We start from the raw sequence: 25306 nt of genomic DNA on the forward strand, positions 1-25306 counted from the left end.
ATTGTTTCCGTAATCAATCATCAAAGTTTTCTTGCCAGCCTAAAATTGCCTCTTTAAACTCATGTAGGGAAATTGTTTCGATGGGGTCATCATCTACAATTAGATTTTCAATGGTAACCGTTTGTGGCGATAATCTTAAATAATAAGCATTTCCAGAACAGATACAATCCGAAATTGTGCCTGTTTCCAGGGCCTTGATTTGATTGTGGAGATGCTTAATATAGTCGTGGTTATCTTGAACATCTAAGGTTAAAAACTCCATGACTCGACGGTGGGCATCACTTCTTCGTCCCCACTCTGAACCGTTCCAATTTGCTGGAATACTCATCTTGAGAGCCTTAGCGGAAATCCTGTGTTAATTCTACCATCTGAACGATTAGCTCCAGCAATGACATATTGGCTGCCATCATCCGCTTGACAAAACCGATCATCTCCCGCATTACCAGGACTATTAGGGCCGCACCAAGCCCAATGGGGGGCGTTAGCAGGACATGATACGGTATTGGTCGCTGCATGACCAATGGAGTTAATCACCTGTGTGGGGGTACAGGAATCGGGAAACATGGTCGAAAATTTTGTTTCCTGGGATCTTCCTTGATACGTCCATTCCCCTGCATAAATACCCTGACTATTGGGGGATTGGGTGATATTAAATCGAGCCACAGTTGAGGGATTTCTACCGTCAGGACGAGAATGAAATCCTACCAGTCGCCCCCGTTGATTCAACTCTCCACAAAAAATATGTGCATGGTTAACTTGTTGGTTATTATAGGCTGTGACCCAATCAGAAGAATTCAAGCAGTTACTGGCATTACCGGGGTCATAGCCTATAGACCAGAGGACAGCTACTGTTGCTATGCCTAATCCGAATAGACTGCCAAGTTTGCTAGATTTGGGCTTATGTGGTTTTGATGTCATAATGGCGTTGAGGTCAGTTGGGCTGATTTAGTAAGTTTTAAAGCTCTTTTTCGTACACTCGATAGGTTTTGGCAATTACCCCGCCGGAGGCTTCTGTAATCCGGCGAGAGGGATGGTTATCTTCCCAAATCCAAGACAGTTCTGCTCGCTGATAGCCGCGTTTCTCCCCTCCTTTCATGGTCAGATAGACTAAGGCTAGGGGGACCATTTTCCGGCGGTATTCAGGCAAGGCACAGAGCGTAATCATGCGCGCTTGGTGAATTTTGCGGCGGTACCAGAGAAACTTAAGGACTCCCCAAAGATTCAGGGTTCCGTTGACCCGTTTTAAGGCGATGTTGTAGTCCGGGAGTCCCATAAAAAAGCCGACCATCTGCCCATTATCTTCGGCAATGGGAAAAATATCTGGGTCAACTAGGTCTTTAAGCTGTTGGGCTTCCTCTAAAAAATCGGCTTCCGTGCGGGGGGTGGAACTCCAATTATTGGCAAAAGCTTGGGTAAATAACCGGTAAAGACTGCGAACATCCTCCTCAAAGCCTTCCCCTTTAGTGCGAATCGGGCGAAAGGTGATGCCGGATTTTAGGGCGATGCGATAGGCTTTCTCAAATTTGTCTGATAATGGCTCCATGGGGAAGTCATAGGCATACGCATCTTTGGCCTTTACCCAACCCATCTCCTCTAGCCACTGGGGATAGTAGGGAGGGTTATAGGGCATCATCATCATCGGGGGGCTGTCGAAGCCATCGACGAGGAAGAGACAATGATTATGAGTTGAGAGGTTAATGGGGCCGCGCACTACCTCGATCTGGCGATCGCCCAACCAAGACAACGCCGCCTCGAACAGTTGTTCAGCAGCGGCGAACTCCTCAATACATTCAAAATAGCCAAATAGCCCAATCCGTCTGCCTTCGCGCTCAATCAAATGCTGATTGATGGCCGCCACGATACGTCCGATCGCCTGTCCCTGGTCATTGAACACTAAAAACCCCTGAAACTCCCCATAACTGAGGAATGGGTTATCGTCTAGGGATAGTTGAGCAGCAATAGAAGCCTTTAGAGGCGCCACCCAGTTGGGATCATTTCGATAGACCAACTGGGGAACCTCTAAAAACGCTTGGCGATCGCCCTCACTGCTCACCGGTCGAACCGTGATCTGAGCCATCTTGATTTATGCGCTAACCGTTGCCGTCGAGGATAACATAGCGGCTCGTGTTTCCACCATCGCTTCGACGAGGCGATCCATCTCCTCCTTCGTATGCAGGGCATTGGCCGTAATCCGCATCCGAGGTTTGGCGATAAACCAAATTGGCGAGATCCAAATCCCATAGCGATCCATGAGATGTCGCGCAAAGTATTTGGGATTAATCTCGGGTGAGAGAATCACCGGAATCACGTTTGTCTCACCAATCACCTGGAACTCATGCTCGACGAGGCGCGATCGCAGATAGCGGGTGTTCGCCTGAAGCGTCTGCACCAACTCAGGATGTTGTCGAACCTGACGAATACTCTCCAAGGCCGCCGCCGTAATCGGGGGGGGGAGAGAAATCGTCCCAATCGACGTCGGCGACACCGTCAGGAGGTCATTGAGTTCCGGACTCGGGCTACTCAACGCTGCCCCCGCCGAAGCCGCAAACTTGGAGAAGGTGGTCATAATAATTGGAACCATCCCCCGCCGGATCACATCCTGGGGTGAAATCCCAAAGTGGTCATAAATCCCCCGTCCTGAGGGACCCACAGAACCACTGGCATGGGCTTCATCCATGACGATGACACTACCGGGATACTGTTCCATCACATCGAGGAACTCCGGTAATGGGGCGATATCCCCATCCATCGAGAACACCGCATCCGAAATTAACATGATGCGATCGCCGGGCTTCGCATAGCGTCGCAGTTTGCGAGCCAAATCATTAACATCGTTATGGCGATAGGCCTTCACCCGTACTCTTGGGCTTTGACTGAACACCTTACCCGACCGATTATTTGAATTGGCGATCGCCGAGATGATGCAACCATGATTGAGAACATCACTGAGGATCAGCGTTTCTCGTGTATGCTGAAATCCAGGAATCGGGATCGCCAGATGGCAGAAGGCATCCATAAGAGCCTGTAACGCCATCCAAGCATTCACAAACAAATGGGTATAGCCTAAATCCTTAAACTCAGAGATTTCTCGTTCGAGTTGACGATGTAGATCAATGCGACCACTCAACGCCTCACAGGAACTATTAGAGGTTCCATATTGAACAATGGCATCAATGGCGGCCTGTTTCACCCGAGGATTCTGCACCAGTCCGAGGACATCATTGGTGCAGAAGGTTAATACCTTGAGTCGTCTTTGACTCACCGGTTCCTCGATATCAATCAGATTGCCCTCTTTGCCGTGACAGATGTACTCATCGGGGTAAAACCCGTGTGCGTGTAACTTCTGCACATATTCTTGGATAACTTGCACTAGCTTTCTCCCCTCACCGTTGGTCTTGATAGCCGATGGGCTGCCGTTTCTAACATCTCAGTTTAATTTCCTAGATAAGATACCTGTTATCCCCGCTGACAGGCAAGAGCACTGGCACGTTGCTGCGATCGCAATCGGCAACTCACCGCTAAAATGAGGGGTTTAATCGGCCGCAACCTCGATAGAACCCCCTCAGAGCCGGGCAAAATGACATAACCCATAGATTTTCCAGTGAATCGTCCCAGAATGGGATCGGTTAAGGTACAGCGATGATACCAGGATTTTATCCCCGCTACCTATCATGACGTTAAGGACAGTTGAGATTTTGCCTAGAGTCAAGTGTAGACTAGCCGACATCTACTCCAAAATAGAAGTCTTGGACGTGATGTGCAATGATATAGCACTTTCTTTGCAAGCTGTGGAGGCAATATGACGGATTGGGTTCGACAATTTAGCCGCGACAAGCTCAGAGTTCCGGTGATCTTGGCAGCTGGTTCTTTGACGACGATGGCTGGGGGGGCGATCGCCCCAGTCTTACCCGATCTGATGCAAGAACTCGACATCGATTTAGCCTGGGGGGGAACCCTAGCCAGTTTCCACTGTCTCACCCTAGCCCTGTGTAGTCCTCTCCTGGGACTGCTCGCCGACAAAATCGGACCTTCCCGAGTTCTCTTCCCCGCCATGACCTTCTACGGTATTTTTGGCGTTGTCGGAGCCTGGATGCCTAACTTTTGGTCATTACTATTAGTGCGGGGGTTGCTGGGCATCGCCTGTGGGGGACTGGCCGCGTCTTGCTTAGGAGTCTTAGGACGATTGTATGAAGGAGAAGAGCGAACCCGAATGCTCGGCTTTGCCACCGCTGCCCTCACCCTAACGGGAATTGTCTATCCGCTTCTGGGGGGTTTGGTGGGCAACACCTATTGGCAATATGCCTTCTACCTCAACGGTATCGCCTTCCCCCTCGCCCTTCTGGGACTTTATGCCTTCGACTCCTCCCCCTCCTTCGTCTCCAAATCTAGCCCCTCTCAGGGCTTAGGTGGCAAACTCACCCGAGAACTCTCTCGTCTCGTCACCGCTCGCTTGCTTCTGACCATGGGACTCTCCTCGATCGCCATGTATGCGGTGGTCATTTATGCCCCAATTTACCTCGATCAAGCCTTGGGACTGACCCCAAAACTCAATGGGATGGTTCTAGCCTCCCGGGCCATTGGGGCCGCTCTAATTTCCGCCTTCGGGGCCAAACCCCTCGCCAAGATGATCGGCTTAAATCAGTCCACCGCCTTAGGGTTTGGGATCATGGCCGCCACCCTCGCCCCAATTCCCTGGATTACCGAGTTATGGGGGGTCTTAGTGGCGGCTGCCATCTTTGGCCTTGGCTTTGGCATTGTCCTACCGAACTTATATAACGCCCTGGCCAACCTTTCTCCCTTTGAACTGCGAGCGAGTATTCTGGCGGTGGGAACAGGGGTCAGCTTTCTGGGACAATTTGCCTCACCGGTACTGCTGGGGATTGTCCTTAACATCTGGGATCTAGCAACCGTGTTTTATGCTGCCTCGATCCTGACCATTTTGGCAGGGTTACTCCTATTCGCTCCGTTACCCCAGCCCAAGTCTTAGGGGTATCCTCTAGGCAGAGATAATCGCCCCTTCCTCTTGTAAGCGGGCCTGTAACTCAGGGGTTAAGCCGATCGCATGGGCAAACTGAGCAGAGCGCACCTGAGCCTCACTCAGTTGAGCATCATTGAGATTGGCCCATTTCAAATCGGCGCCGGTGAAATTCGTATGGTCGAGTTTGGTATTCACCAGACTGGCCCGCATCAGATTACTCCGAGTCAAGTTGGCGTAGCTAAGATTGGCGTGGCTAAAATCAACCCCACCGAGATCTGCCGCCGTTAAATCGGCCCCACTCAAATCGGCCCCTTCACAATGGGCGCAGGTGAGATTCGCCCCACTCAAATCGGCCCCACTAAGGTTGGCACAGTAGAGGTTAGCCCCAATCAGAGTGGCATTATAAAAGGTCACTCCGATTAAATTGGCGCGAAAGAGATTCGCACCAAACAGATTGGCCCGGAAAAAACTGGCCCCACTCAAATCGGCCCCATTGAGGTCAGCGCGAAATAGATCGAGATCTCGGAAGTTACGCTCGCCAGCGGCATAGCGTTCGAGTAGTCGTTCAGCGGCTTGCATAATAAGTTTTGATATAACGCGATGTACTCCTTCCTATTGTGACGGAGCGATCGCCGGACTCGGGCGACCTGTCATCTTTCGTCACGATTCCCGAGGCGTTTTCTCTTGAACAAAAATAGCGACGCATACTTGCCCCTCTATGTAAGCTTTGAGGACATCCAATGAGGCTCCACCGGCCGAAACGGCACTAAATCCACGCTTCCAAAAAACCGGACGACCATAGTACGGTTTCAATTGTCGCACAAAACGCTTCCTGATTTCGCGGCTGGTGACGGTCTTCATCGTATTACAGAGCTTAGAAATAGAGACCTTAGGAGCTAGGTCAACCAATAAATGAATATGGTCATTAGTCCCTAAATCTGCCTTCGCCTCTTCTAGGAGACAATCATTCTTCTCGCAGATGCTCCGACAAAGCTCGATCATGTCCTGTTCTATCTCCCCAGAGATGACGGGATGACGGTATTTTGTGACAAACACTATATGAATCTTGATGCTTGCAACCGTGTGAGCGAAAGACCTTAGAGCTTTTGACATTGAGGTCACCATGAGTTAACATGACCCCATGGTAACCCAGAAACCCACATCAATCATCCGTACAGACCCATGGACTCTTAACCCGACAGCCAGCCAGCGGGTGCTGCTGAGCCGGACGGTTGGGGTCTATCGTCGCCTCTGTCGGCATTTGATGGGGATTCTCTTCACCCATTGGCCGTCTCTAGCCGAGTTATCGAGTCAAAAACGGGTTCTAGCTGTCGAAAAACTCATTCACCAAACCGCGAAGAACCCCAACCCCAAATACCAGCAATTTGACCAGACCTTTTACAAGTTCCCCAGCTACTACCGGAGGGCCGCGATTGTTTTCGCCGCTGGCCAAGTCAGTAGCTACATGACCCGGTATCAGGAATGGCAATCGGGAACCCGTCAACGTCGGGACGCTAAACCTCCAGTCCTCAATCCCAACAGTGGCTGTTATCCGACCCTGTATAAGGGTCAGTGCTATAAACTCCATGGCTATGACCGCATCGAAATCAAGGTCTTTAACGGAACCGATTGGGTCTGGACGACCGTTGGGATAACCAGCTTGCGAGAACGGCATACCGTAGATAGCAACAAGCAGTTGTCACCCTCCCTGATTTTTGATGAGCCTACAAGGGCTTGTCATCTTTCAGTTCCCTTTGAGTGTCATCCACATAAACGGCAGGGAGAGGGTCGGGTTGTCAGTGTTGACCTGGGTATCAACACCACCGCTACTGTGGCAGTCGTGAATTTTGACGGCACTGTAATCCACCGTGACTTTATTCACCCTGGGAGAGACATAGACCGTCGGGATAAACGGCTCAAATCGGTATCTAAACGAGCGAGGCAAACGATGGGACAGGGTGGACGCCTCCAGAAAGGCTTCTGCTCTCATACCTATCGCAAATGCCGTAATATCAACCGTCAAATTGGGCAGATTGTCTCGAAGCGTATCGTGCAGATTGCCCAACAGTTCAATGCCGATGCCATTGTCTTTGAGAACCTCAAAGGATGGAAGGCTAAGGGAGGGCGAAAACGCTCTAACCTACGCCAACGCTTTCATGGGTGGCTCAAGGGGATGATTCGAGACTTGACCGAGATGAAGTGGCAAGAGATAGGCGGTCAGGTGATTGATGTCGTGGCTGCTTATACATCAAAGCTGGCTTATGACGGCAGTGGAGTCGTGCGACGAGACTCCAACAACTATGCTCTGGCTAAATTTTCCTCGGGCAAGCGATACAATGCAGACCTCAATGGGGCGCTCAATATTGCTGCCCGAGGTATTCTTCAGCTCACTCGCCGAAAGGACAGTGAGGAGCGTTCGAGCCAATGTTCTCGGCGTTCGCCTAGAAGCTGGGCTTGTTTGTGTGACCTGTGGACTCATACAGTCTCAGGTTAGCACCGACACCCCCACCTCGCCCAAGGCAGGTGGGGTGAGCTTCATCAGATGCCATCCCCAGGTTCCTGACGAGGTTCCTAAGATCCGTGAAAAACGCTCAAGAGGTTGACCGGGCAACAGTGGCTACAATGGAGCCAATGCCCAAACGCCAACACTCAACCCATCCTAACGGTAATGAGTCTAATCGCCGAACCTGGAGATACCCAAAGATCAGCCAATGGAACCCGCTCATCAATTCCTTTGACTTCCGATGACTCGTCCCATTGCACCTGGGGAGAACTTATTGCTCGCAGTGCTTTGCGAATTCGTCAATCTCTACAACTCAATGAGATTCTGCAAACAACGGTGGATGAGGTACAGGGGTTACTGAGGTGCGATCGGGTTTTGTTTTACCAGATTCATGACCAACAGCGGGGTAAGGTGGTCGTCGAGGCCGTCTCAGCTCCCACCTGGTCACTCCAAGATCGGGTCATTGAGGATCTTTGCTTTTACAGACGAGACATCACCCCAGATTACCATTCCCTGAGGGCGATCGCCGATATCAATCACAGCGATTTAGATCCCTGCTATCTCGCCTTTCTCCGCCACATCCAAGTCAAAGCCACACTGGTCAGTCCCCTGTTCCAAGAGGGGCAAATTTGGGGGGTACTCGCAGCTCATCACTGTCGCGCTACCCGACCTTGGAGTCCCAGTGAAATCGATGGATTTCAGCAAATTACCATTCATAGTGAAATTGCCATTTCTCATGCCAATCTTTTATTAGAATTAGAAACTACAAAGGATAAATTAGAAGCCGAAGTTTCTGCAAAAAACATCACCCTAAACACGATTAACGAACAACTAAAACAACAAAATAAAGCCCTCGAACATGCCGTCGAAGGCATCGCCTACCTCAATCCTCAAGGATACTACCAGATGGTCAACCCAGCATATGCTCGCATTTCTGGCTGCGAACCCCAGCAGCTTTTGGGTCAATCTTGGCACCCCACTGTCTATCCCGAGGATATTCCCATGGTGACCGCCTGCTATGAGGAGATGTTGCAACGGGGAAAAGTGGAAATCGAAGTCCGAGGATTACGCTGTGATGGTTCAGTGTTTTATAAGAATTTAAACCTCGTGGCTGATTATGATGCCGAGGTTGGATTTGTCGGTTATTATTGCTTCGTCAAAGATATCACAGAGCGCCAAGGAGCACGATTGCGACTCCAATCTAAAACAGAAGAATTAGATCGCTTTTTTTCCGTCGCGCTTGATTTACTTTGTATTGCTAACACCCGAGGTGAATTTATCAGGCTTAATCACCAGTGGGAAAAAACCCTCGGCTATCCTCTCGAACACTTAGAAGGTCAGAGTTGTCTTGAATATGTCCATCCTGAGGATTTAGCCAAGACCCAAATCCAATTATCACAATTAGCCAACCAAAAGCAGATTCTAAATTTTGTCAACCGTTATCGCTGTCAGGATGGCTCCTATCGCTCCCTAGAATGGCGCTCCGTAGCCGTAGGAGATCTCATCTATTCCGCCGCTCGTGATATCACAGAAACCCTCGACTATCAAACTCAACTCGAAGCCCTATCAACACGCCTCAATTTAGCCTTAGATGCCGGACAGATTGGCACCTGGGATTGGACATTGGGTGATGTTGCCCATTGGGATCAACGGATGTACGATTTGCTAGGAGTCCCGAACCTAGGACGAAATCCCTGTTATGACGATTGGAATGCTCTGATTGATCCTGAGGATCGCACCCGCTTTGAAGTTACCATGAACGCCGCCTTACAACAGGGCACTCCAATTGATTTCGAGTTTCGCATCCGCCGCCCCAATGGGGAACAGCGATGGCTTCGGGAAGCGGCTTTAATCCAACGGGATGCAGAGGGAACCCCAATTCGCATGACGGGGATTGACTATGACATTACCGATCGCAAACGAGCGGAGTTAGCCCTGCAAGAGAGTGAAGCCAAATACCGAACCGTCATCGAAACCACCTTAGAAGGGGTTTGGGTTTTAGATGCCCAAAACAACACTCGCTTCGTCAATCAACAACTGGCGACCATGCTAGGTTATCCCATCGAAGACCTCTTGGGAACACCTTTTGAAGCCTACCTCCTCCAGGAAGCCGAAGCCTCCAGTCAATGTCATCTCAGCGGCATCTCTCAACAGCGTCGCGCGGCCTTATCTCGACAGGATGGAACCCCCCTCTGGGTTCTGATGTCCAGTACCGCCCAATTTGATTGCCAGGGAGAGTATGACGGCTGCATTCAACTGCTCAGTGACATTACTCCGATGGTCGAGATTGAGGCAAACTTGCGTCAGTCTGAATCTCAATTAAGTGGGGTTCTCAATAGCTCCCTCGATGGCATTATGGCGTTTCGAGCCTTGCGGGATGCTCAAGAAACCATCATCGATTTTATTTGGCTATTGAGTAATCCTCAGGCGGGTAAACTGGTGGGGCGATCGCCTGAGGAACTGGTCGGAAAACGGCTCCTAGACGAAATGCCCGGTAATAAAACCGACGGACTCTTTGATGCCTATGTTCAGGTAGTGGAATCGGCAGAGCCGTTTGTCCGGGAGTTCTATTATCAACATGAGGGAATTGACTGTTGGTTTGAGACCATCGCCGTCAAACTCGGAGATGGCTTTACGGTAACGTTTCGGGATATTACCCAAGCCAAGCGGTCGGAACAAGCCCTACAACAGGCTAATCAAGAGTTAGAACAGCATTTGACCGACCTCAAAGAGCGCCATCAGGAGATGCTGATTTTAAGTCAAATCAATGAGTTCCTACAAGCCTGTCTGACGGTCGAGGAAGTCTATCAAACCCTGAGTTACCTCATTGCCCCCCTCTTTCCCCATTGTGGTGGGGCATTGTTTCAAATAAATCCCTCTAGCTCGTGGATGAAAAAGGTTGCCCAGTGGGGAGACGCGATCAAGTCTCAGGAACAGTTCCAGGTTGAGGATTGCTGGGCATTGCGGCGAGGCCGTCCCTACGTCCTCCATTGGCAGAATCCTAGCCCCCGCTGTCGCCATCTGCATCATGCCGAGAATTTAGCGGTTAGCGTTTGTATCCCCATCATGGCTCAGGGGGAGACCTTTGGGTTATTTTATCTCGAAAGCCAGACGGAGAGCGTCCTCAGGGAAGTCAAGCAGCAACTGGCGCAAACCCTCTGTGAACAACTAGGGTTAGCCATCGCTAACCTAAATCTGCGAGAAACCCTACATCATCAAAGTATCCGCGATCCCCTGACGGGGTTATTCAACCGTCGCTATTTGCAAGAAAACTTTGAACAGGCGATCGCCCGCAGTCAACGCAATCAAGAGCCGATTGGTGTCATCCTCTTGGATATCGATCACTTTAAGCAGTTTAACGACACCTACGGTCATGAGTTCGGGGATCAAGTCTTGCAACGGATGAGTGAGCTATTAACTCGCCACTGTCGAGCCTGCGATATTCCCTGTCGCTATGGGGGAGAGGAAATGATGCTGCTTTTGCCCGGTTGTCCCCTTGATATGACCCTAGATCGCGCGGAAGCCTTGCGTGTCGCCATTACCCAGGAGGCTCTATATTACCAAGGCCAAGCCATTGGCTCTATCAGCGCCTCCTTCGGCGTTGCCGTTTTTCCCCAACAGGGAACGACAGCATCAGCAGTCATTCAGAACGCCGATGCTGCCCTCTATCGAGCCAAGGCCGCTGGACGCAACTGCGTTATGGCCCCGTCAGCCGAGTCCCCTCCTCAGAAGACTCCGCCCCTAGCCTGACGTCGCCACCAGAGACTTAGCGGCGGCGGGGGATGCCTCAACTATGGGCGCACTTAAGGCCTCATCGAGTTCCGCACGGCCGAGCCGTTCCTCTAAGATATCCATCACCTCCCGACCAAAATCATTGGCATTGCGTTGCCAGGCTTCCAGACAAACCTCCCCGAAAAAGGAGCCGAGGGGTTCCGGGTTCCAAAGGAGTTTCCGAGCCGTCCAGGGCATCAAACTCATGGGGTTATAATCCGGTTTCAACACCTCCTGCTCTAAGGCGTAGTCTTCGAGATGGGTGTGAGGTTGCAGGCCGATGAAGAAAATCGCCGGTTCAACCTTCTCGCGCCCGAAAATCTGCTCTAATTCCCGGTGATAGGCAATGGTTTGGCGAATGGTCTCATAGGTCTCGTCAATGACGTTAAAGGAGTAGTTGACGGAGACCAAATCATTAAACCCCGCCGCTTTGAGATCACGGCAGTTTTCCAACACCACCCGCAGGTTATAGCCCATGCGCATCTTGCGGACTAACTCCTGAGAACCACTGGTAATGCCAATTTCAAAGTAATTCATCCCCGTTTTGACCATCAGATCACAGAGTTCGGGGGTCAGGTTATCAGCGCGGATATAGGCCGCCCAATGGATATCCTCCATCCCCGAGTCAATGATTTTTTGCAGGAGTTCAATGGCATCCTGGATATAGCGACGGGCGGGGATAAACTGGGCATCGGTGAACCAGAAATTACGAATGCCGCGATCGTAGAGTTGCCGCATCTCGGCCACCACTTCATCGGCGGGATTAATGCGGACTTGTTTCCCCTCGATGACGGTATAGACGCAGTAACAGCAGTTATGGGGACAGCCCCGTTTGGTTTGAACGCCGAGATAGAAGTCTTGATCGAGGAGGTAATAGTTAAATTGGTTCCAGATGCTGGCGATGTAGTCGTAATTGCAGGCGGTTTTCTCGATGGGAGCGGGTTTTTCATGGATAAGCCGCTCTCGGGGTTGGGTTTCACCGGCGATGTAACAGCGTTCGTCCTGAAACTCTTGTCCCCGGAGTAGTTTTTCGAGCAGGACCTCCCCTTCTCCCACGGAGATAATGCTCCCTTGGGGTAAACTGCGGCCGAGTTGTTCATAAAACACGCTGACGGCCCCGCCTCCCACGACCACACGGGCCTCGGGGTGATAGCGACGGGCCCGCTTTAAGCCGCGACGAATCAGCCCCTGATTTCGCCATAACTCGCCGTAGTAGGAACCCGCGAGGCGCAATCCTCCTAGGGCACCCCGCAGTTTGACGAACGGGTTGGTGGCGTAGTAAAACTCAAAGGCATTCTGTAACGGGTTGCCACCCCGGCCCCCCACAGGGGCGTAAATCTGAATGTCCCGCCAAGAAAAGACCAGCAACTGGGGTTTGAATTCATCAATGCATTGTTCTAGGGCCCCGTTGAAGTCCAGAGGCGGGATGGCCCCGAGGTCAAAAATTCGCTGCTTGATCTCGGGAAACAGTTTATGCAGATGGTCCGCCAAGTAAACCACCCCAATGGGGAAGATGGGGTTACAGGGAAGGCGGACATAAAGGACGCGATCAATGTTCGTCGTCATAAATGATGCTTCATATATCTTTAATTTTCACCATAACACTTGGGCCCAAAGCTTGCTCAAGTCGGCGGTGAGGGGTAACCTGAGCCGGGATTACGGGATAAATAGAAAAAAAACATAAAAATTTCAGCCGAAAGACCCCCACTTAAAATGGGCGTCTCAGGGCGTAAACCCACCTGTTCCCATCCGGGAGGACGCAGGGGAATTGTTTTAGGGCGATCGCTTGAGAATTACGGCCAAGGACGCGAGAAGTTCCTGAATCCTGACGTTTAGGACTCAAGCGGAAAAAATTGATGATCCTCTTTTTAGGGAGTTGGTATTCGCTTTTACAGCTACCTGGGATCGCGAGGTGTTAGTCTTCAGGTATAACAATCGCTTTAGATTTTAACTAGACTAAGACGCTCAAACGTTATGGCTCAAATACTCGATCCCTTACCGAAGGACAGCTCCAACCCGATCCTTTGTTGCTACATCAACGCAACCAGCCAGATCCAAATCGCCCGTATTACCAACATCCAAAACTGGTACTTCGAGCGAGTTGTGTTTCCGGGACAGCGACTTGTGTTTGAGGCCATGCCTCAGGCGCAACTGGAAATTCACACAGGGATGATGGCAAGCGCCATTCTCTCTGACACCATTTCTTGTCAACGGCTAAAAGTGGCTACCGAGCCTGAGATGGATACTGAGTCGGAACAAGAGGTTGACAGTGAAAGTGATTCTACCGCAAAAGGGGATCTCCAGAATGTAAAGAATCATGAAACGCTCCCCCGATCAAGCCCTAGACCGGTGGCTGACGATCACAAGGCCCCGGCCTTGGTTTCCGTAGACTAGGGAGCCATTCTGGAAAGATTGCCATAACCGCTGACTCTAATCCTGGGGGCGATCGCCGCGATTGAGGCGTTTGATCGCCCCCAGTCCTGTCCCAGGCTGCAAGTTCCATGCTTCGTGACGTCGGGGTAGGATCGGAGTCGACATCGTAGCTGAGGAACGCACGCTTGTGGATCTTCCCTCCTTCCTCTGGTTATGGCGCTTTGCCGCTTGGTCTATGGGACTATCCCTGACGGCCTATGGATTATTGGCCATCAGTGGGCTGATTCTGTGGGGCGATCGCCGCCATCAACGGCCCCGTCCCCCCTGGCTGGCCCCAGTTCACCGAACCTTAGGCATTAGCCTCGTGGTCTTGGTGTTATTTTTATTGGCCATCGGTCTCATTGGGACTTTAGGGTATTACGGGAGTCTGGGCCATTCCTGGCATCTCCCGGCTGGAGTGACCGTAGTGCTACTGGTCCTTACCTCCGCCTGGAGTGGCTGGCAGATTCACCCCAAACAGCCCCAAATGCGACGGATTCATATCACCTGTAACCTACTTCTCGCCCTGGGCTTTCTGGCGGTATCGTGGAGTGGTTGGACTGTCGTGCAAAAATATCTGCCTCCCTGACCATGGCCTCCTCTGACCCCTCAATTTTTCGCATTTCTCCCTTAATTCGTATTACCCTCCTGGGATTGTATCTGGCCCTGACCTTGCCCCTGCCGGTTCTCGCCGAGGCCACCAACGCCCCCATTGCCCCGATGTGGTTGTGGCTGGGCCTAGTTTTGGGCTGGCTGGCCCTCTATGGTGCCTTAAGTGAGCGAGTCTTACTGGATGAGGCGGGGATTCGGGTCACCTATCCCCGTTGGTTTGCCTGGCTATTCCGTAAAGGTTGGTTTTTGCCCTGGGATCACGTCAAGGCCTTGAAACCCAAAACCACCGGTCAGGGGGGATTGGTCTATTATTTCCTCAGTCAGACTGGGGAGGGCTATTTACTGCCGATGCGAGTGGCCGGCTTCTCCCGGCTGGTGCAGGCCGTCGAAGCCAAAACGGGGATTGATACCCAGGATGTCCGTCCCCTGGCTCAACCTTGGATGTATCTGATTCTGCTGGGATTGACCCTGCTGTTGGGCTTCGTGGACTTGTGGGCGATCGCCAACAGCGGCAACCTGCCCCCATCATAAACCTGACCTACTCCTGGAGTTCCTCAAGTTGGGCACGAATCTCAGGGTTGTAGAGCCGTAGATAGTTCCAATAGTTGCCCATCACGGAACTAATATAGCCCCGTGTTTCCGGGAAGGGAATTTGTGAGACAAAGACATCGGGATCGCTGAAGCCAAAGCGGGCGATCCAATTATCCACATTGCCAGGGCCCGCATTGTAACTGGCTAAGGCAAACAGCGTATTGTTGTTGTACTCATTGTGAGTGTAGTCGAGATACAGAGTACCTAAACGGATATTATCATCGGGGTCCCTTAAGTCCCGAGGGGCATCTTCATCGGCTTGCGCCGCAATCCACTCTGCGGTTTCGGGCAACACCTGCATCAGTCCGATCGCATTGGCAAACGAGCGAATCCCCGGCATAAACCGAGACTCCTGGCGAATCAGAGCCACCGTCAGCAGCGGATCGAGCTGACGGGCAGCGGACCAGCGTAAAATCGGCTCACGAAACGGAAAGGGATAGAGACTATACCAATAAGCCTGTTCTGCCTTAAAGGCCTCATACTCCTCTAGTTCCTCGGGATCATCGCGCCACCCTAAACTCGACAGTAGAAATAAACTATCAATATAATCCCCAATCACCTGTAGCATGAGTGCCTCAGTGTATTGTTCCGCCACCGTAGGATTCATGGGGTCAGGAAATTCCATTTGCCAACGTCGCCAAGCGGCCTCATCAAAGCCGAGAGCGTAGAGTTCCCCCGTCAGATCAGACCCAGCGGGCAATAACGGCCGTTCAGCCACATGCTCAACATTGGGAGTGAGCGATCGCACCGTAGTAAACGTCCCCACATTCCAACCCAGCAACGAGGCCGCCCGCCAGGCATAATAGGACTCCGGATAGCGTTGTAGCAGAGCCGTAAACGCCGCCTCAGCATCCTCAGGACGGTTCAGTTGTTGGGCCCATTTACCAATCCAGAAGGCGGCTTGAGGGGCATCGCTACTCTGGGGATTCTCCGTAACCAATTGCCGGGCCCAATCCCAGGCCTGACGGAGATTACCCGCTTCAGCGGCCCGTTGCGCATTCTGCCAGCGAATCTCGGCGGCGGTATCCGAGTCACTATATTGCGTCAAGATCGACTGACGAGCCTGTTGGGCCGATTGAGCACTATTGAGTTGTGTCAACACCTGCGATCGCAGCAACAGCGCTTCCGGGGCCCGCTCAGGAAAGTTCGCCATCAGCCGATCCAACAGCGGCAGAGCCTCCCGAGGGGACTCCACCAAACGAGCCAACCGTAACAACCCTTCCCCAGTTTCCTCCGCCTCCGGGAAGGCTTGAATCAAGACCCGATAACTTTGACGAGCGCGGCTGGCATCTCCTCCCAACTGTCGTCCTCGGGCGGTGCGGTAGAGATTGCGGGGGGTGTTGGCTGCTTGAGCGTAAGCCTCTCCGGCTGGGCCATAGAGAGTTTTTTCCCAATAGCCAAAACCGATGGTTTCCCAATCTTCTGGGGTCAGGACTTGACGATGCTGACTCACCAGGCGATCGAGTAGTTCCGTAAAATTGCTCAAATACAGATGAGTTGACAGGACTCGTAGCAAGTTCAGGTCATTGGGTTGATTCTCCAGCCGTTCCAGGGCAATCGTTGCCGCACGGGGATGACGAGGAAACTCAGCGAGGACCCGATCCCAAAACGCTGTCTCTTGGCGACCTAACTCATACAGGGCCTCAGCCGCCACGGGGTCCTCAGGAAAGTCACTGAGGATTTGCTCATACAGGCCACGAGCTTGGCTGTCATTAGCCGCCAGGGCCTGAGCCTGAGCCTGTTTAAGCAAGACATACCCCCCCAGATGGGAGGATTGGGGGTCTAAGGGACGCAACAGAGATAAGGCCTCAGCCGCTTGACCCGTCTCCAAAGCTTGAACCGCCAAACTATAGGCCGCGCGATCGCGCTCCGCCGACGCTGGTCCCTGAGCCAGCCGTTGTAGTTCCTGCTGCCGTTGTGACTCCGGCAGCGATAGGGCGGCCACCGTCTCCGACTCATCAGCACTAGGAGGCAATGCCTCAGGGCCACGACGACTGGCCAGGAACATCCCTGCCAGCAACGCCACTGTTCCAAGACCAAGCAGCAGGAGCAGTTGCAGAACAGGAAATCGATATGACAGTCTCTTTTGCATCGTGGTTGAGTGAAGAACAAAAAGGATTGAGGCCGATCTAGATCAAGTCGCTTTCAGCAAAACTCGGGGGACCCTCTTGGGGAGTTCGAGAATCTCCAAGAATTCTAACAAGGGGCTAGCGGATTGGGGAGGGTCGTCAGCCCCCTGGGGCGATCAGGTCGCGGCAATTCTAGTACATTAGACAGGGTAGATGCTGCTGAAGACCTTTTGTTATTGATTCACAATGACCTTATCACCCTCATTTAATTTTCTAATCGACCCCGGCGGCTTCTCGCCTCTTTTAGCCACGGCCACTGAGGCAGAACCTGATGGAGCCACCGTCTTAGGCGGCGTCCTCTTGAGCTTAATTGTGATTTACCTCGCCAGTAAGCTCGGCGGCGAAATTTGTGCTCGTATTAACCTGCCCCCCGTTTTAGGGGATTTGGTTGGTGGGGTTGTCGTTGGTATTTCTGTGCTCAATCTGATCATCTTCCCGGAAACTGGGGCCCAGGCCAGTGACTCGATGATTTTTCGCTTTATTGAAGCGACAGGAGAGTTGACCCCGGAGACCTTAGCCGCCTCGTTCTCAGCCGAGAGTGAGGTCATTAATATTCTCTCAGAACTGGGGGTCATCATTCTCCTGTTTGAGATTGGCCTAGAGTCAGAACTCGGAGAACTGATTAAATATGGTCCCCAAGCGGCCATTGTGGCCGTAGTTGGGGTGGTTGCTCCCTTTACGATGGGAACGGCGGGCCTGATTTACTTCTTTGGCACTCCAACGATTCCGGCGATTTTTGCCGGTGCGGCCTTAACGGCTACCAGTATTGGGATTACGGCCAAAGTGCTCGCAGAAATTAACAAACTCAGTTCTAAGGAAGGGCAAATCATCATCGGGGCAGCGGTTCTCGATGATATCTTGGGTATCGTTGTCCTGGCGGTGGTGGCCAGTTTGGTGAAGACGGGTGAGGTCCAGGTGACCAACATTCTCTTTTTGAGCGTCAGTGCTGGGGCCTTCTTGATTGGTACGATTCTAGTGGGTCGTCTGTTGGCTCCCTATTATGTGGGGCTAGTTGGACAACTGAAAACCCGTGGCCCGTTATTGATTGTCTCGCTGATTATCATGTTCTTGCTGGCCTATGTGGCGGCGGCGATTCAACTTGAGGCGATTCTCGGGGCCTTTGCTGCCGGCTTGATTCTCGGCGAAACGGAAAAACGGCATGAGTTAGAGGAACAGGTCATTCCCATTGCCGATATGTTGGTTCCTGTCTTCTTTGTCGTGGTGGGTGCGCGCACGGATTTGGCAGTACTTAATCCGGCGGTTCCCAGTAACCGGGAGGGGTTGATCATTGCCACCTTCTTAATTGTGGTGGCGATCGTCGGTAAAGTGATCACGGGCTTTACCATCTTTGGTCAACCGGATACGAATCGTTTGGCCATTGGGATTGGCATGATTCCCCGGGGTGAAGTCGGTCTGGTTTTCGCCGGCGTCGGTGCAGCCAGCGGGGTTCTCTCCGAGTCCTTAGAAGCGGCTATTATTGTGATGGTGATCGTCACCACCTTTGTAGCGCCGCCTCTATTACGGCTGGTTCTTGAACGAAGCGATGAGGCGAGTCCCACGGCTGAAGAGGCCTAGTAGGCGTGAGGGTCTGGCCCTCAAACCCAGGACGCTGTTGCTGAAACGCTGATTGGGCCAAGAGAGACTGACCCTCAGGTGTCTCTCTTGGCGGCCGGGCTAGGATTCGACCTCGACTTCACTCGTATCTACATCGCTAGCGCCTTCAACGCCCTTAGCAATGGTAACCAGCCGCTTGAGATCGCTTTGACTGGGGACTTTGCCTTTTAGCACCACCTTGGTTCCGAGTTGTGCCACCCAGACGGTTTCAATGTCATCGGTATCGGAGTTGTTGTCAAAGGCCCGAACGACCCGCTTTGCGAGTCCGCTTTCGTCGTATTTACCGTCTAAGCCAACCCGTTCTGGAGGAATCGGCTCTCCTTTTTTAGCAGCGTCAGCGGAGGTAGCACCGGTAGCGGCCGCCGCAACTTTGCCTCCGGCTTTCTCGACGGCTTCTTTGATGGGCATCGGTGGAAACTCTTGGGCTTTTTTCTCTTCGTCTTTACCAAAAATTCGGCTTAACCAACTCATAGATAGATTTCCCTTTGTTTTTACAATTTCGAGCCGTTTCTATGATACAAGTAACGATGGGTTTCCTAGGACATTCTTAAGAAATAAACACACAATGAAACACACGCTCTCGGTTTTGGTAGAAGACGAGGCGGGGGTGCTGACTCGCATCGCGGCACTGTTCGCCCGTCGTGGTTTTAATATCGAAAGTTTGGCAGTGGGTACGGGGGAACAGGGTGATGTCTCCCGGGTCACGATGGTGGTCAACGGGAATGACCAGGTCATCGAACAAATTGTCAAGCAACTGTATAAACTGATCAATGTCCTCAAGGTTCAGGATATTACAGAGATTCCCTGTGTGGAACGGGAACTGATGTTGGTCAAGGTCAATGCCACCAGTAGCACCCGCTCGGAAATTGTGGAGTTAGCCCAGATTTTTCGCTCCCGGGTCGTGGATGTGGCCGATGATTCCCTGATTCTTGAGGTGGTGGGAGATCCCGGTAAGATGGTAGCATTTGCCCAGGTCTTACAAAAGTTTGGGATTCGTGAGATTGCCCGAACCGGTAAGATTGCCCTGACCCGCGAGTCGGGTGTCAATACGGAGTTTCTACGTCTGCTAGAAACGAAGTTGTAATCCTCTGCGCCATGCTGGCGACAGGGCGATCGGCTCAAGGGGTATGGCTCGATAAAGTTCTGGTTGAGAGAAACCCCCGCCTACTCCTCTGGGCTGGTTCGGAGGCATTCACAGGATCAAGATTTAAGGATAATGAAAAAACTGCTTAAGGGTTTACGGCAATTTAAGTCGAATTATTTTAGTACCCACCAAGAACTGTTTGAACAACTCTCCCATGGACAAAAGCCCAGGGTTCTGTTTATCACCTGTTCTGACTCTCGCATTGACCCCAATTTAATCACCAATGCTGAGGTGGGGGAGCTGTTTGTGATTCGCAATGCGGGTAATATCATTCCCCCCTTCGGGGCTGCGAATGGTGGGGAAGGGGCAGCGGTGGAGTATGCAGTGCAAGCGTTAGGGGTCGAACATATCATTGTTTGCGGTCATTCCCATTGTGGGGCAATGAAGGGATTGCTCAAACGCAGCAGCCTGGAGGATGAAATGCCGTTGGTGTATGAGTGGCTGCGTCATGCCGAGGCCACCCGTCAGTTATTGAAAGAAAACTATTCCCACTTGGAGGGAGAAACGTTGCTGGAGGTGGCGGTGGCGGAAAATGTGCTGACGCAAATTGAGAATTTACGAACCTATCCGGTGATTCACTCGAAGCTGTATCGCAATAAGCTTCATTTACATGCCTGGATTTATCATATTGAGACGGGAGAGGTGCTGGAGTACGACAGTATCCGTCATGATTTTGTGACCCCGGATGAGAATGCAATGCTTGAAGCCTATCCGGTTCAATGTGTCCTCTCGTTACCGGAGGATGTGGAGGAGTTGGTACCGGGCCATCGACAATCTTCAGCTCCAGCTCAGACGGAGGTGGCCGCGGCCGATCGCGATGCGAAAATGCCTTGGCTCTCTTCGGAGCAGGTGGCCCGTATCCATGGTGGGTCTAACGGCCGCCGCTAGGGATGATGATTGAAGATTCTGTGATGATTAAACTGGACCAATTCCTTAAATGGGTGGGTGTGGTGAGTACTGGCGGTGAGGCTAAGCTGTTGATTCAGGATGGCGAGGTGCAGGTCAATGGTACGGTGGAAACCCGTCGGGGTCGTAAGTTGGTTCCGGGGGACGTGGTGCTGGCTCGAGGCCAATCCTATGAGGTGGCTGAGGATGGGGAGAGTTGAAGGGGCGATCGCACAATGGCGGCCAGTTGGGACGCGCTGCGATCAAGTCCACTACTAGGACTCATCTCCCTCGGAGGCATCAGGATAACGGGAATGCAGGCAGCTTGGCAGAGGTCAAGAATTTTTTGATAGGCTCGGCTGCGATCGCACAGATGCCCCTTCGGGGTTAGGGTGGGGGGGATGGCAATACCAAAGGGATACCGTCCGGCCCCGCGCACAATCAGTTCGGGGAGTTGTTCTAGGTGGATGTCTGGATCGAGGCTGACAATCACACCCGGGCGAGGTTGTTCTGGGGGAATCTGTTTTTGGATGGCTTTGTGGAGAAACTCCAAGGGCTGCGGCTCGGCGATTTGGCTCAGTTCAATAATATCGGCCACCTCTAGGGCCTGGGCCAGTTGAGGGTTAGGGTTGCCGTGGCGGTGATTGTTCTGACTGGCTCGGGGGCGATCGCCCTCTAGGTCTTGTGGGGCAAGGGTGAGCCACAGTTTGCAGGGTTTGGGGGAACCCATGGCCCCTGATGATTGATGGGCCTGGAATTGGGCGATCGCCGCTTGGGCCTGCTCTGGGTTCTCTTGCAAGTCAAGGCGCAAGGCACTCACCCCCTGCTCTTGCAACTGCTCGAACCACCAGGAGTCTAAGGGGGTGTTAGGACAGGGCACAATCCAATGATGGCTGTGCTGGCGATCGCCAAACAGTTCATGGGTATGGCGTTTTAAGAGTCGCTCCCCCCGAAAGAAGGCCCGAGGCGAGGGATGTTGCGGCAGTAGGGTGGGATTGATACGGCAGACGGCTCCTAGAGAAGCAATGGTTCCGTCGAGATGGGGCAAGACACAGCTAATGCCACTATTGAGTGAGGATAATCCCCAAGGCATCAGGGCCCGCTCAAGTTTCTGAGCATCCCGTCGCCGTAGGGCCAGGTAATAGGCTAAATTCCAAGCCGCACTACGAAAACTGCTGCGCCAGATCAAGGGCCGCCAGGCGGTAAAATAGCCAGCGGCATCCCGCATCACAGCTTTACGAAGTTCAATGAGTTGTGCCAGTAAGGTTTCTGGGGGCAAGAAATCTACAACCACAGCCAATCCTCATTAATTATAAATCGTTGACAAATCCTGGATACTCTCCTTAACAATAGACAGTTAAAACTAGACCGTGAGTCCTTAAACTATGACCCCTTAATCTCGTTTCTTCGCAACACTACGCTTCTATTCTATGTGCCCATTGAATTAATGTCACCTTGGAAAAACCTCATCCTTCCAGATGGGAGGATGAGGAATTCAGGTTTAAATTGAATTGAGAAGCGCGATCTAACGCTAGCTTATCGAGATAAAGTCCAGGTTAGCCTCTATCTAGGGACAGACTTCTCCCGAAATTTCCGTCAAACTGGACCTAAAGATAGGGTCGCAGCAGCAATTCTAATTTACCCTTAGTCGTCTCAGGAACCTTATCCCAAGGGGTTAACACGGCAAATTTCAAGGCCGAGTGTGCCTCACTGACAAAGGGGGCATCATGGAGACGGCGGACTGTTTCGCGAATCACCTGCTGAGCATTGTGAGCATTAAGACGCAGGTTGTTGACTACCATCTCAACGGTGACGCTGTCATGGTCTGGATGCCAACAGTCATAATCGGTGACCAGGGCGAGGGTAGCGTAGGCGATTTCCGCTTCTCGGGCCAGTTTCGCTTCGGTGAGGTTGGTCATGCCAATCACACTGGCGCCCCAACTGCGATAGAGATGGGATTCGGCCCGGGTGGAGAAGGCGGGGCCCTCCATACAGATATAGGTGCCGCCGCTGTGAACATCCACCCCTTCTAAGGGAAGACTGCTGGCGGTTTTGGCAATCAGAGACGCTAGTTGAGGACAGACGGGGTCAGCAAAGCCAATATGAGCGACAATTCCCTCACCGAAGAAGCTGGCGGTGCGATGTTGGGTGCGATCGATAAACTGATCGGGAACCACCATATCCAGGGGTTTGATGGCTTCGGCAAGAGATCCCACCGCTGAGGCGGAGATTAGATATTGCACCCCAAGCTGTTTAAAGGCGTGAATGTTAGCCCGAAAGGGGAGTTCTGATGGCAGCAGATGGTGATTGCGTCCATGTCGGGCTAAAAAGACAACAGGAACCCCTTGCAGGGTTCCGCTGATTAGGGCATCGGAGGGGGGACCAAAGGGGGTATCGAGCTGATGGTCTTGGCGATTCTCCAGGTCGTCCATTTGGTAGAGTCCACTACCGCCAATGATGCCAATGGCAATATCCGTCATGAGTATTCAAGGAGTAGAATGAAGGGCGTTTTGCAGAATAGGGCTTATTTGGCGGTGATGGCAATGGCGATCGCCCCCGTCAGCAGTCCCAAGGCTCCCGAGAAGGCCATGAGGGTTCCGAGGGGAATGGGAACGGAGGCAAACATGAGAAACTGAACCGAGGCAGCGGTGGCATTTTGTACGGCCAGGATGGCGATCGCCGCCACCCAAAGCGCTGTCAAGCTAGAGATGACCAGCAGAGGAAAACGGGGCATAGGTTGTAGACGAATCTGGTTAGGCGCGAGGTTCGAGGAGAATCACCGGCTCAAGATGTTGGCCTTGTAAGCGATCAATCTCTTCTTGCCGTTGTTCATCGCGGTCTCTAGGTTTTAACCATTCTGGCCACAAGCCAATTAAGAACGTCCTCGTCTCAAAACTTGCATTGCGCATCGGTTGTGGGAGAAACTCCCAGCGATCGCCATCAAGAATGAAGAAAATGACAATCAAGATTGTGGCCCAGAAACCCACTTTTTTTGCGTTCATAGCCAGTGAGGGGGGGTCTTTGCATCCCGCCGATTGTACTGCGTCTTTAGCTTACCGGTTCGGGCGGACGATGTTGAGTCCAACCTTTGAGTTGTTCAAGTTGTGCCGCCAGTTGTAACACCTGAGCATCGGCACCCGGCTTGCCTACTAATTGTACACTCATGGGCAATCCATGGGAGTCAAAACCGGCGGGTAAGGAAATCGCTGGTTGGCCGGTGGCATTGAAGGGAGGACAGGGCATAACCCATTCGGTAACGGCTTTGAAGGCGGCCTCGGGGCTGTGAGAAGACCATTGGCCAACTTTAATGATGGGATGGGCATAGGTGGGCAGGAGTAAGATGTCACAATCGCTAAAGAACCCGACAATTTGCCGGGAGATAAACCGCAATTGGGCGATCGCCTGCCAAAGTTCAGCGGCGGTTCCGGCTTGCTCCATGAGCCAACGGTTAATGGGGCTGAGGGCTTCTGGAGGAACTCCGGTGGCGGCGATGGCCCCAGCAAAGATTTTTTGAAATGGCTCTTCTAATCCTGAAAAGTCAGGACAACCCACCCCGAGGTGATGGCCGAGTTGTTCGAAGTGCTTGGCGGTTTGTTGGACGGCGGCTTGACAGTCGGGGTGAACGGGCCAATTGGGAATCTCGGTGGCCACAGCGATGGTTAAGGGGGGTAACTCGTGCTCGATTTGCTCTAGAAACGAGGTATCTGGATTGGGAAGCCAGTAAGGATCGCCCACCACATACCCCGACATCACATCCAGAAGGGCCGCCGCATCCCGTACCGTTCGCGCCAGGGGGCCTGGCGTGGCTAATCCCATTAGATGTTCCCCCTCGGGGGCTTGAGAAATGCGTCCTCGGGAGGGTTTGAACCCCACGAGGCCACAACACCCCGCTGGGCCACGTACAGAGCCGCCCCCATCGGAGCCATGAGCTAGGGGCGCAAGTCCAGCGGCTACTGCTGCGGCGGCCCCACCACTGGAGCCGCCGGGGGTATAGTCGAGATTCCAAGGATTGCGCGCGGTGGGTAGGCCCATGGGTTCAGTGAAGGGCATCGAGCCTAATTCCGAGGTGGAGGTTTTCCCGAGGAGGTTGAATCCAGCCCCTTCGATGGCTTGGATATGGGCGGGGGTATACTCGGCAATGCGATCGCGCAGGGCAGCTAAGCCTCGTAGACAGGGTAACCCGGCGACGGGGGCCAGGTCTTTAATAGGCATGGGAACGCCGAAGAAGGGAGGAAGTTCAGCGCGATCAGCCTGATGCCAGTGGTCGGTTTGTTGTTTGGCAGTGCTGATGGCTCGTTCTTCGGCGACGGTGATATAAGCCCCGAGGCGATCGTTGTGGCGGGCAATGCGATCGAGATACACCTGGGTTAATTCTAGGGGGGAGATCTCCCCAGAGCGAATTAACCGGGCTTGCTCAAGGGCGGAGAAAAAGGCTAAATCCGTGGGGTTCATAAGGACGTGATGCAATGGAACGGCAAGGGAACAACTGCCATTAGTCTACGATCCCCTGGGTTGGCTTTGCCTCAACCCTCTGATACAGTTTCATCGCTGTCCCGTTTACACTGAAGGGTATCCCCACAAATGTCATCTCAACAGTCCCCGGAACTCGGACAGTTACGAATCTGTCACAAGGGCATCTTGTCAAATCACTCTAGCTAAGAGTGCAT

Annotated in this window: 25 protein-coding genes; 10 read left to right on the plus strand and 15 right to left on the minus strand. The window is 52.5% G+C overall.

What is annotated here, in order from left to right:
* Window positions 1–13 precede the first annotated feature (13 nt).
* The 5 genes from L855_RS01935 to L855_RS22125 all read right to left on the minus strand — a co-directional run bounded on the left by L855_RS01935 (window position 14) and on the right by L855_RS22125 (window position 3591).
* Window positions 14–328: a hypothetical protein gene (locus L855_RS01935; RefSeq protein ID WP_159783566.1), complete on the minus strand. Its 315-nt coding sequence runs from the start codon at window positions 326–328 to the stop codon at window positions 14–16.
* Window positions 325–918, minus strand: coding sequence for an EndoU domain-containing protein (locus tag L855_RS01940; protein WP_159783568.1), 594 nt, complete (start codon window positions 916–918; stop codon window positions 325–327). The genes L855_RS01935 and L855_RS01940 overlap by 4 nt, the downstream gene beginning before the upstream one ends.
* Before the next feature lie 37 nt (window positions 919–955).
* A complete protein-coding gene (locus L855_RS01945; protein ID WP_159783570.1) occupies window positions 956–2077 on the minus strand; it encodes a GNAT family N-acetyltransferase in 1122 nt (373 codons plus the stop codon).
* A gap of 6 nt (window positions 2078–2083) precedes the next feature.
* Window positions 2084–3370 carry an aminotransferase class I/II-fold pyridoxal phosphate-dependent enzyme gene (locus L855_RS01950; RefSeq protein WP_159783572.1) on the minus strand — a complete coding sequence of 429 codons (1287 nt, stop codon included), beginning with the start codon at window positions 3368–3370 and terminating at the stop codon, window positions 2084–2086.
* Between the two features lie 86 nt (window positions 3371–3456).
* Complete coding sequence (locus L855_RS22125; RefSeq protein WP_281349471.1) at window positions 3457–3591, minus strand: hypothetical protein; 135 nt, start codon at window positions 3589–3591, stop codon at window positions 3457–3459.
* A gap of 208 nt (window positions 3592–3799) precedes the next feature.
* Between L855_RS22125 and L855_RS01955 the strand changes: the two genes are divergently transcribed.
* Complete coding sequence (locus L855_RS01955) at window positions 3800–4987, plus strand: MFS transporter (protein WP_159783574.1); 1188 nt, start codon at window positions 3800–3802, stop codon at window positions 4985–4987.
* A gap of 9 nt (window positions 4988–4996) precedes the next feature.
* Here the strand turns inward: L855_RS01955 and L855_RS01960 are convergent, their stop codons facing one another.
* Both L855_RS01960 and tnpA read right to left on the minus strand, forming a co-directional pair.
* Entirely contained in the window at window positions 4997–5557 is a 561-nt protein-coding gene (locus L855_RS01960; RefSeq protein ID WP_159783576.1) for a pentapeptide repeat-containing protein, read from the minus strand.
* An 81-nt stretch (window positions 5558–5638) separates the two neighbouring features.
* The gene (gene tnpA, locus L855_RS01965; RefSeq protein ID WP_159783578.1) at window positions 5639–6091 is read right to left on the minus strand and encodes an IS200/IS605 family transposase; all 453 of its coding nucleotides are present in this window, start codon (window positions 6089–6091) and stop codon (window positions 5639–5641) included.
* 28 nt (window positions 6092–6119) lie between these two features.
* Between tnpA and L855_RS01970 the strand changes: the two genes are divergently transcribed.
* Window positions 6120–7472, plus strand: a complete 1353-nt coding sequence (locus L855_RS01970; RefSeq protein ID WP_192924976.1) for an IS200/IS605 family accessory protein TnpB-related protein — start codon at window positions 6120–6122, stop codon at window positions 7470–7472.
* A 174-nt stretch (window positions 7473–7646) separates the two neighbouring features.
* Window positions 7647–11231 (plus strand): PAS domain S-box protein, encoded by a 3585-nt coding sequence (locus tag L855_RS21595; RefSeq protein ID WP_159783580.1) that lies wholly within the window; start codon window positions 7647–7649, stop codon window positions 11229–11231.
* Here L855_RS21595 and L855_RS01980 read toward each other — a convergent pair.
* A complete protein-coding gene (locus L855_RS01980) occupies window positions 11223–12818 on the minus strand; it encodes a photosystem II high light acclimation radical SAM protein (RefSeq protein ID WP_159783582.1) in 1596 nt (531 codons plus the stop codon). The two genes, L855_RS21595 and L855_RS01980, sit on opposite strands and share 9 nt — an antisense overlap.
* A 408-nt stretch (window positions 12819–13226) precedes the next feature.
* Between L855_RS01980 and L855_RS01985 the strand changes: the two genes are divergently transcribed.
* From L855_RS01985 to L855_RS01995, 3 genes are all read left to right on the plus strand, one after another.
* Window positions 13227–13646, plus strand: a complete 420-nt coding sequence (locus tag L855_RS01985; protein ID WP_159783584.1) for a DUF1830 domain-containing protein — start codon at window positions 13227–13229, stop codon at window positions 13644–13646.
* 166 nt (window positions 13647–13812) lie between these two features.
* Window positions 13813–14253 carry a DUF4079 domain-containing protein gene (locus L855_RS01990; RefSeq protein WP_159783586.1) on the plus strand — a complete coding sequence of 147 codons (441 nt, stop codon included), beginning with the start codon at window positions 13813–13815 and terminating at the stop codon, window positions 14251–14253.
* A gap of 2 nt (window positions 14254–14255) precedes the next feature.
* A complete protein-coding gene (locus L855_RS01995; protein ID WP_159783588.1) occupies window positions 14256–14807 on the plus strand; it encodes a hypothetical protein in 552 nt (183 codons plus the stop codon).
* A gap of 7 nt (window positions 14808–14814) precedes the next feature.
* On the opposite strand, the gene L855_RS02000 is transcribed toward L855_RS01995, so the two are convergent.
* Window positions 14815–16959, minus strand: coding sequence for a lytic transglycosylase domain-containing protein (locus L855_RS02000; protein WP_159783590.1), 2145 nt, complete (start codon window positions 16957–16959; stop codon window positions 14815–14817).
* A gap of 223 nt (window positions 16960–17182) precedes the next feature.
* Here L855_RS02000 and L855_RS02005 point away from each other — a divergent pair, with 223 nt between their 5' ends.
* A complete protein-coding gene (locus tag L855_RS02005; protein ID WP_159783592.1) occupies window positions 17183–18571 on the plus strand; it encodes a cation:proton antiporter in 1389 nt (462 codons plus the stop codon).
* Window positions 18572–18670: 99 nt separating this feature from the next.
* Here the strand turns inward: L855_RS02005 and L855_RS02010 are convergent, their stop codons facing one another.
* Window positions 18671–19081 (minus strand): BON domain-containing protein, encoded by a 411-nt coding sequence (locus tag L855_RS02010; RefSeq protein WP_159783595.1) that lies wholly within the window; start codon window positions 19079–19081, stop codon window positions 18671–18673.
* A 94-nt stretch (window positions 19082–19175) separates the two neighbouring features.
* On the opposite strand from L855_RS02010, the gene ilvN reads away from it, so the two are divergent.
* The 3 genes from ilvN (at window position 19176) to L855_RS02025 (ending at window position 20860) form a co-directional block, all read left to right on the plus strand.
* Window positions 19176–19694 carry an acetolactate synthase small subunit gene (ilvN, locus tag L855_RS02015; protein ID WP_159783597.1) on the plus strand — a complete coding sequence of 173 codons (519 nt, stop codon included), beginning with the start codon at window positions 19176–19178 and terminating at the stop codon, window positions 19692–19694.
* A gap of 132 nt (window positions 19695–19826) precedes the next feature.
* Window positions 19827–20642 carry a carbonic anhydrase gene (locus L855_RS02020; RefSeq protein WP_159783599.1) on the plus strand — a complete coding sequence of 272 codons (816 nt, stop codon included), beginning with the start codon at window positions 19827–19829 and terminating at the stop codon, window positions 20640–20642.
* Window positions 20643–20665: 23 nt separating this feature from the next.
* On the plus strand, window positions 20666–20860 hold the full coding sequence (locus L855_RS02025) for an RNA-binding S4 domain-containing protein (protein ID WP_159783601.1): 195 nt from the start codon (window positions 20666–20668) through the stop codon (window positions 20858–20860).
* Here L855_RS02025 and L855_RS02030 read toward each other — a convergent pair.
* The 5 genes from L855_RS02030 to L855_RS02050 all read right to left on the minus strand — a co-directional run bounded on the left by L855_RS02030 (window position 20830) and on the right by L855_RS02050 (window position 25091).
* A complete protein-coding gene (locus L855_RS02030; RefSeq protein ID WP_159783603.1) occupies window positions 20830–21933 on the minus strand; it encodes a hypothetical protein in 1104 nt (367 codons plus the stop codon). The two genes, L855_RS02025 and L855_RS02030, sit on opposite strands and share 31 nt — an antisense overlap.
* A 313-nt stretch (window positions 21934–22246) precedes the next feature.
* On the minus strand, window positions 22247–23119 hold the full coding sequence (locus L855_RS02035) for an S-methyl-5'-thioadenosine phosphorylase (protein WP_159783604.1): 873 nt from the start codon (window positions 23117–23119) through the stop codon (window positions 22247–22249).
* 44 nt (window positions 23120–23163) lie between these two features.
* Complete coding sequence (locus L855_RS02040; protein WP_159783607.1) at window positions 23164–23373, minus strand: hypothetical protein; 210 nt, start codon at window positions 23371–23373, stop codon at window positions 23164–23166.
* A gap of 19 nt (window positions 23374–23392) precedes the next feature.
* Window positions 23393–23641 (minus strand): hypothetical protein, encoded by a 249-nt coding sequence (locus L855_RS02045; RefSeq protein WP_159783609.1) that lies wholly within the window; start codon window positions 23639–23641, stop codon window positions 23393–23395.
* Between the two features lie 46 nt (window positions 23642–23687).
* A complete protein-coding gene (locus L855_RS02050) occupies window positions 23688–25091 on the minus strand; it encodes an amidase (RefSeq protein ID WP_159783611.1) in 1404 nt (467 codons plus the stop codon).
* Window positions 25092–25306: the final 215 nt, after the last annotated feature.

Origin of the sequence: Sodalinema gerasimenkoae IPPAS B-353 (assembly GCF_009846485.1) — a bacterium.
GTDB classification, from domain to species: domain Bacteria; phylum Cyanobacteriota; class Cyanobacteriia; order Cyanobacteriales; family Geitlerinemataceae; genus Sodalinema; species Sodalinema gerasimenkoae.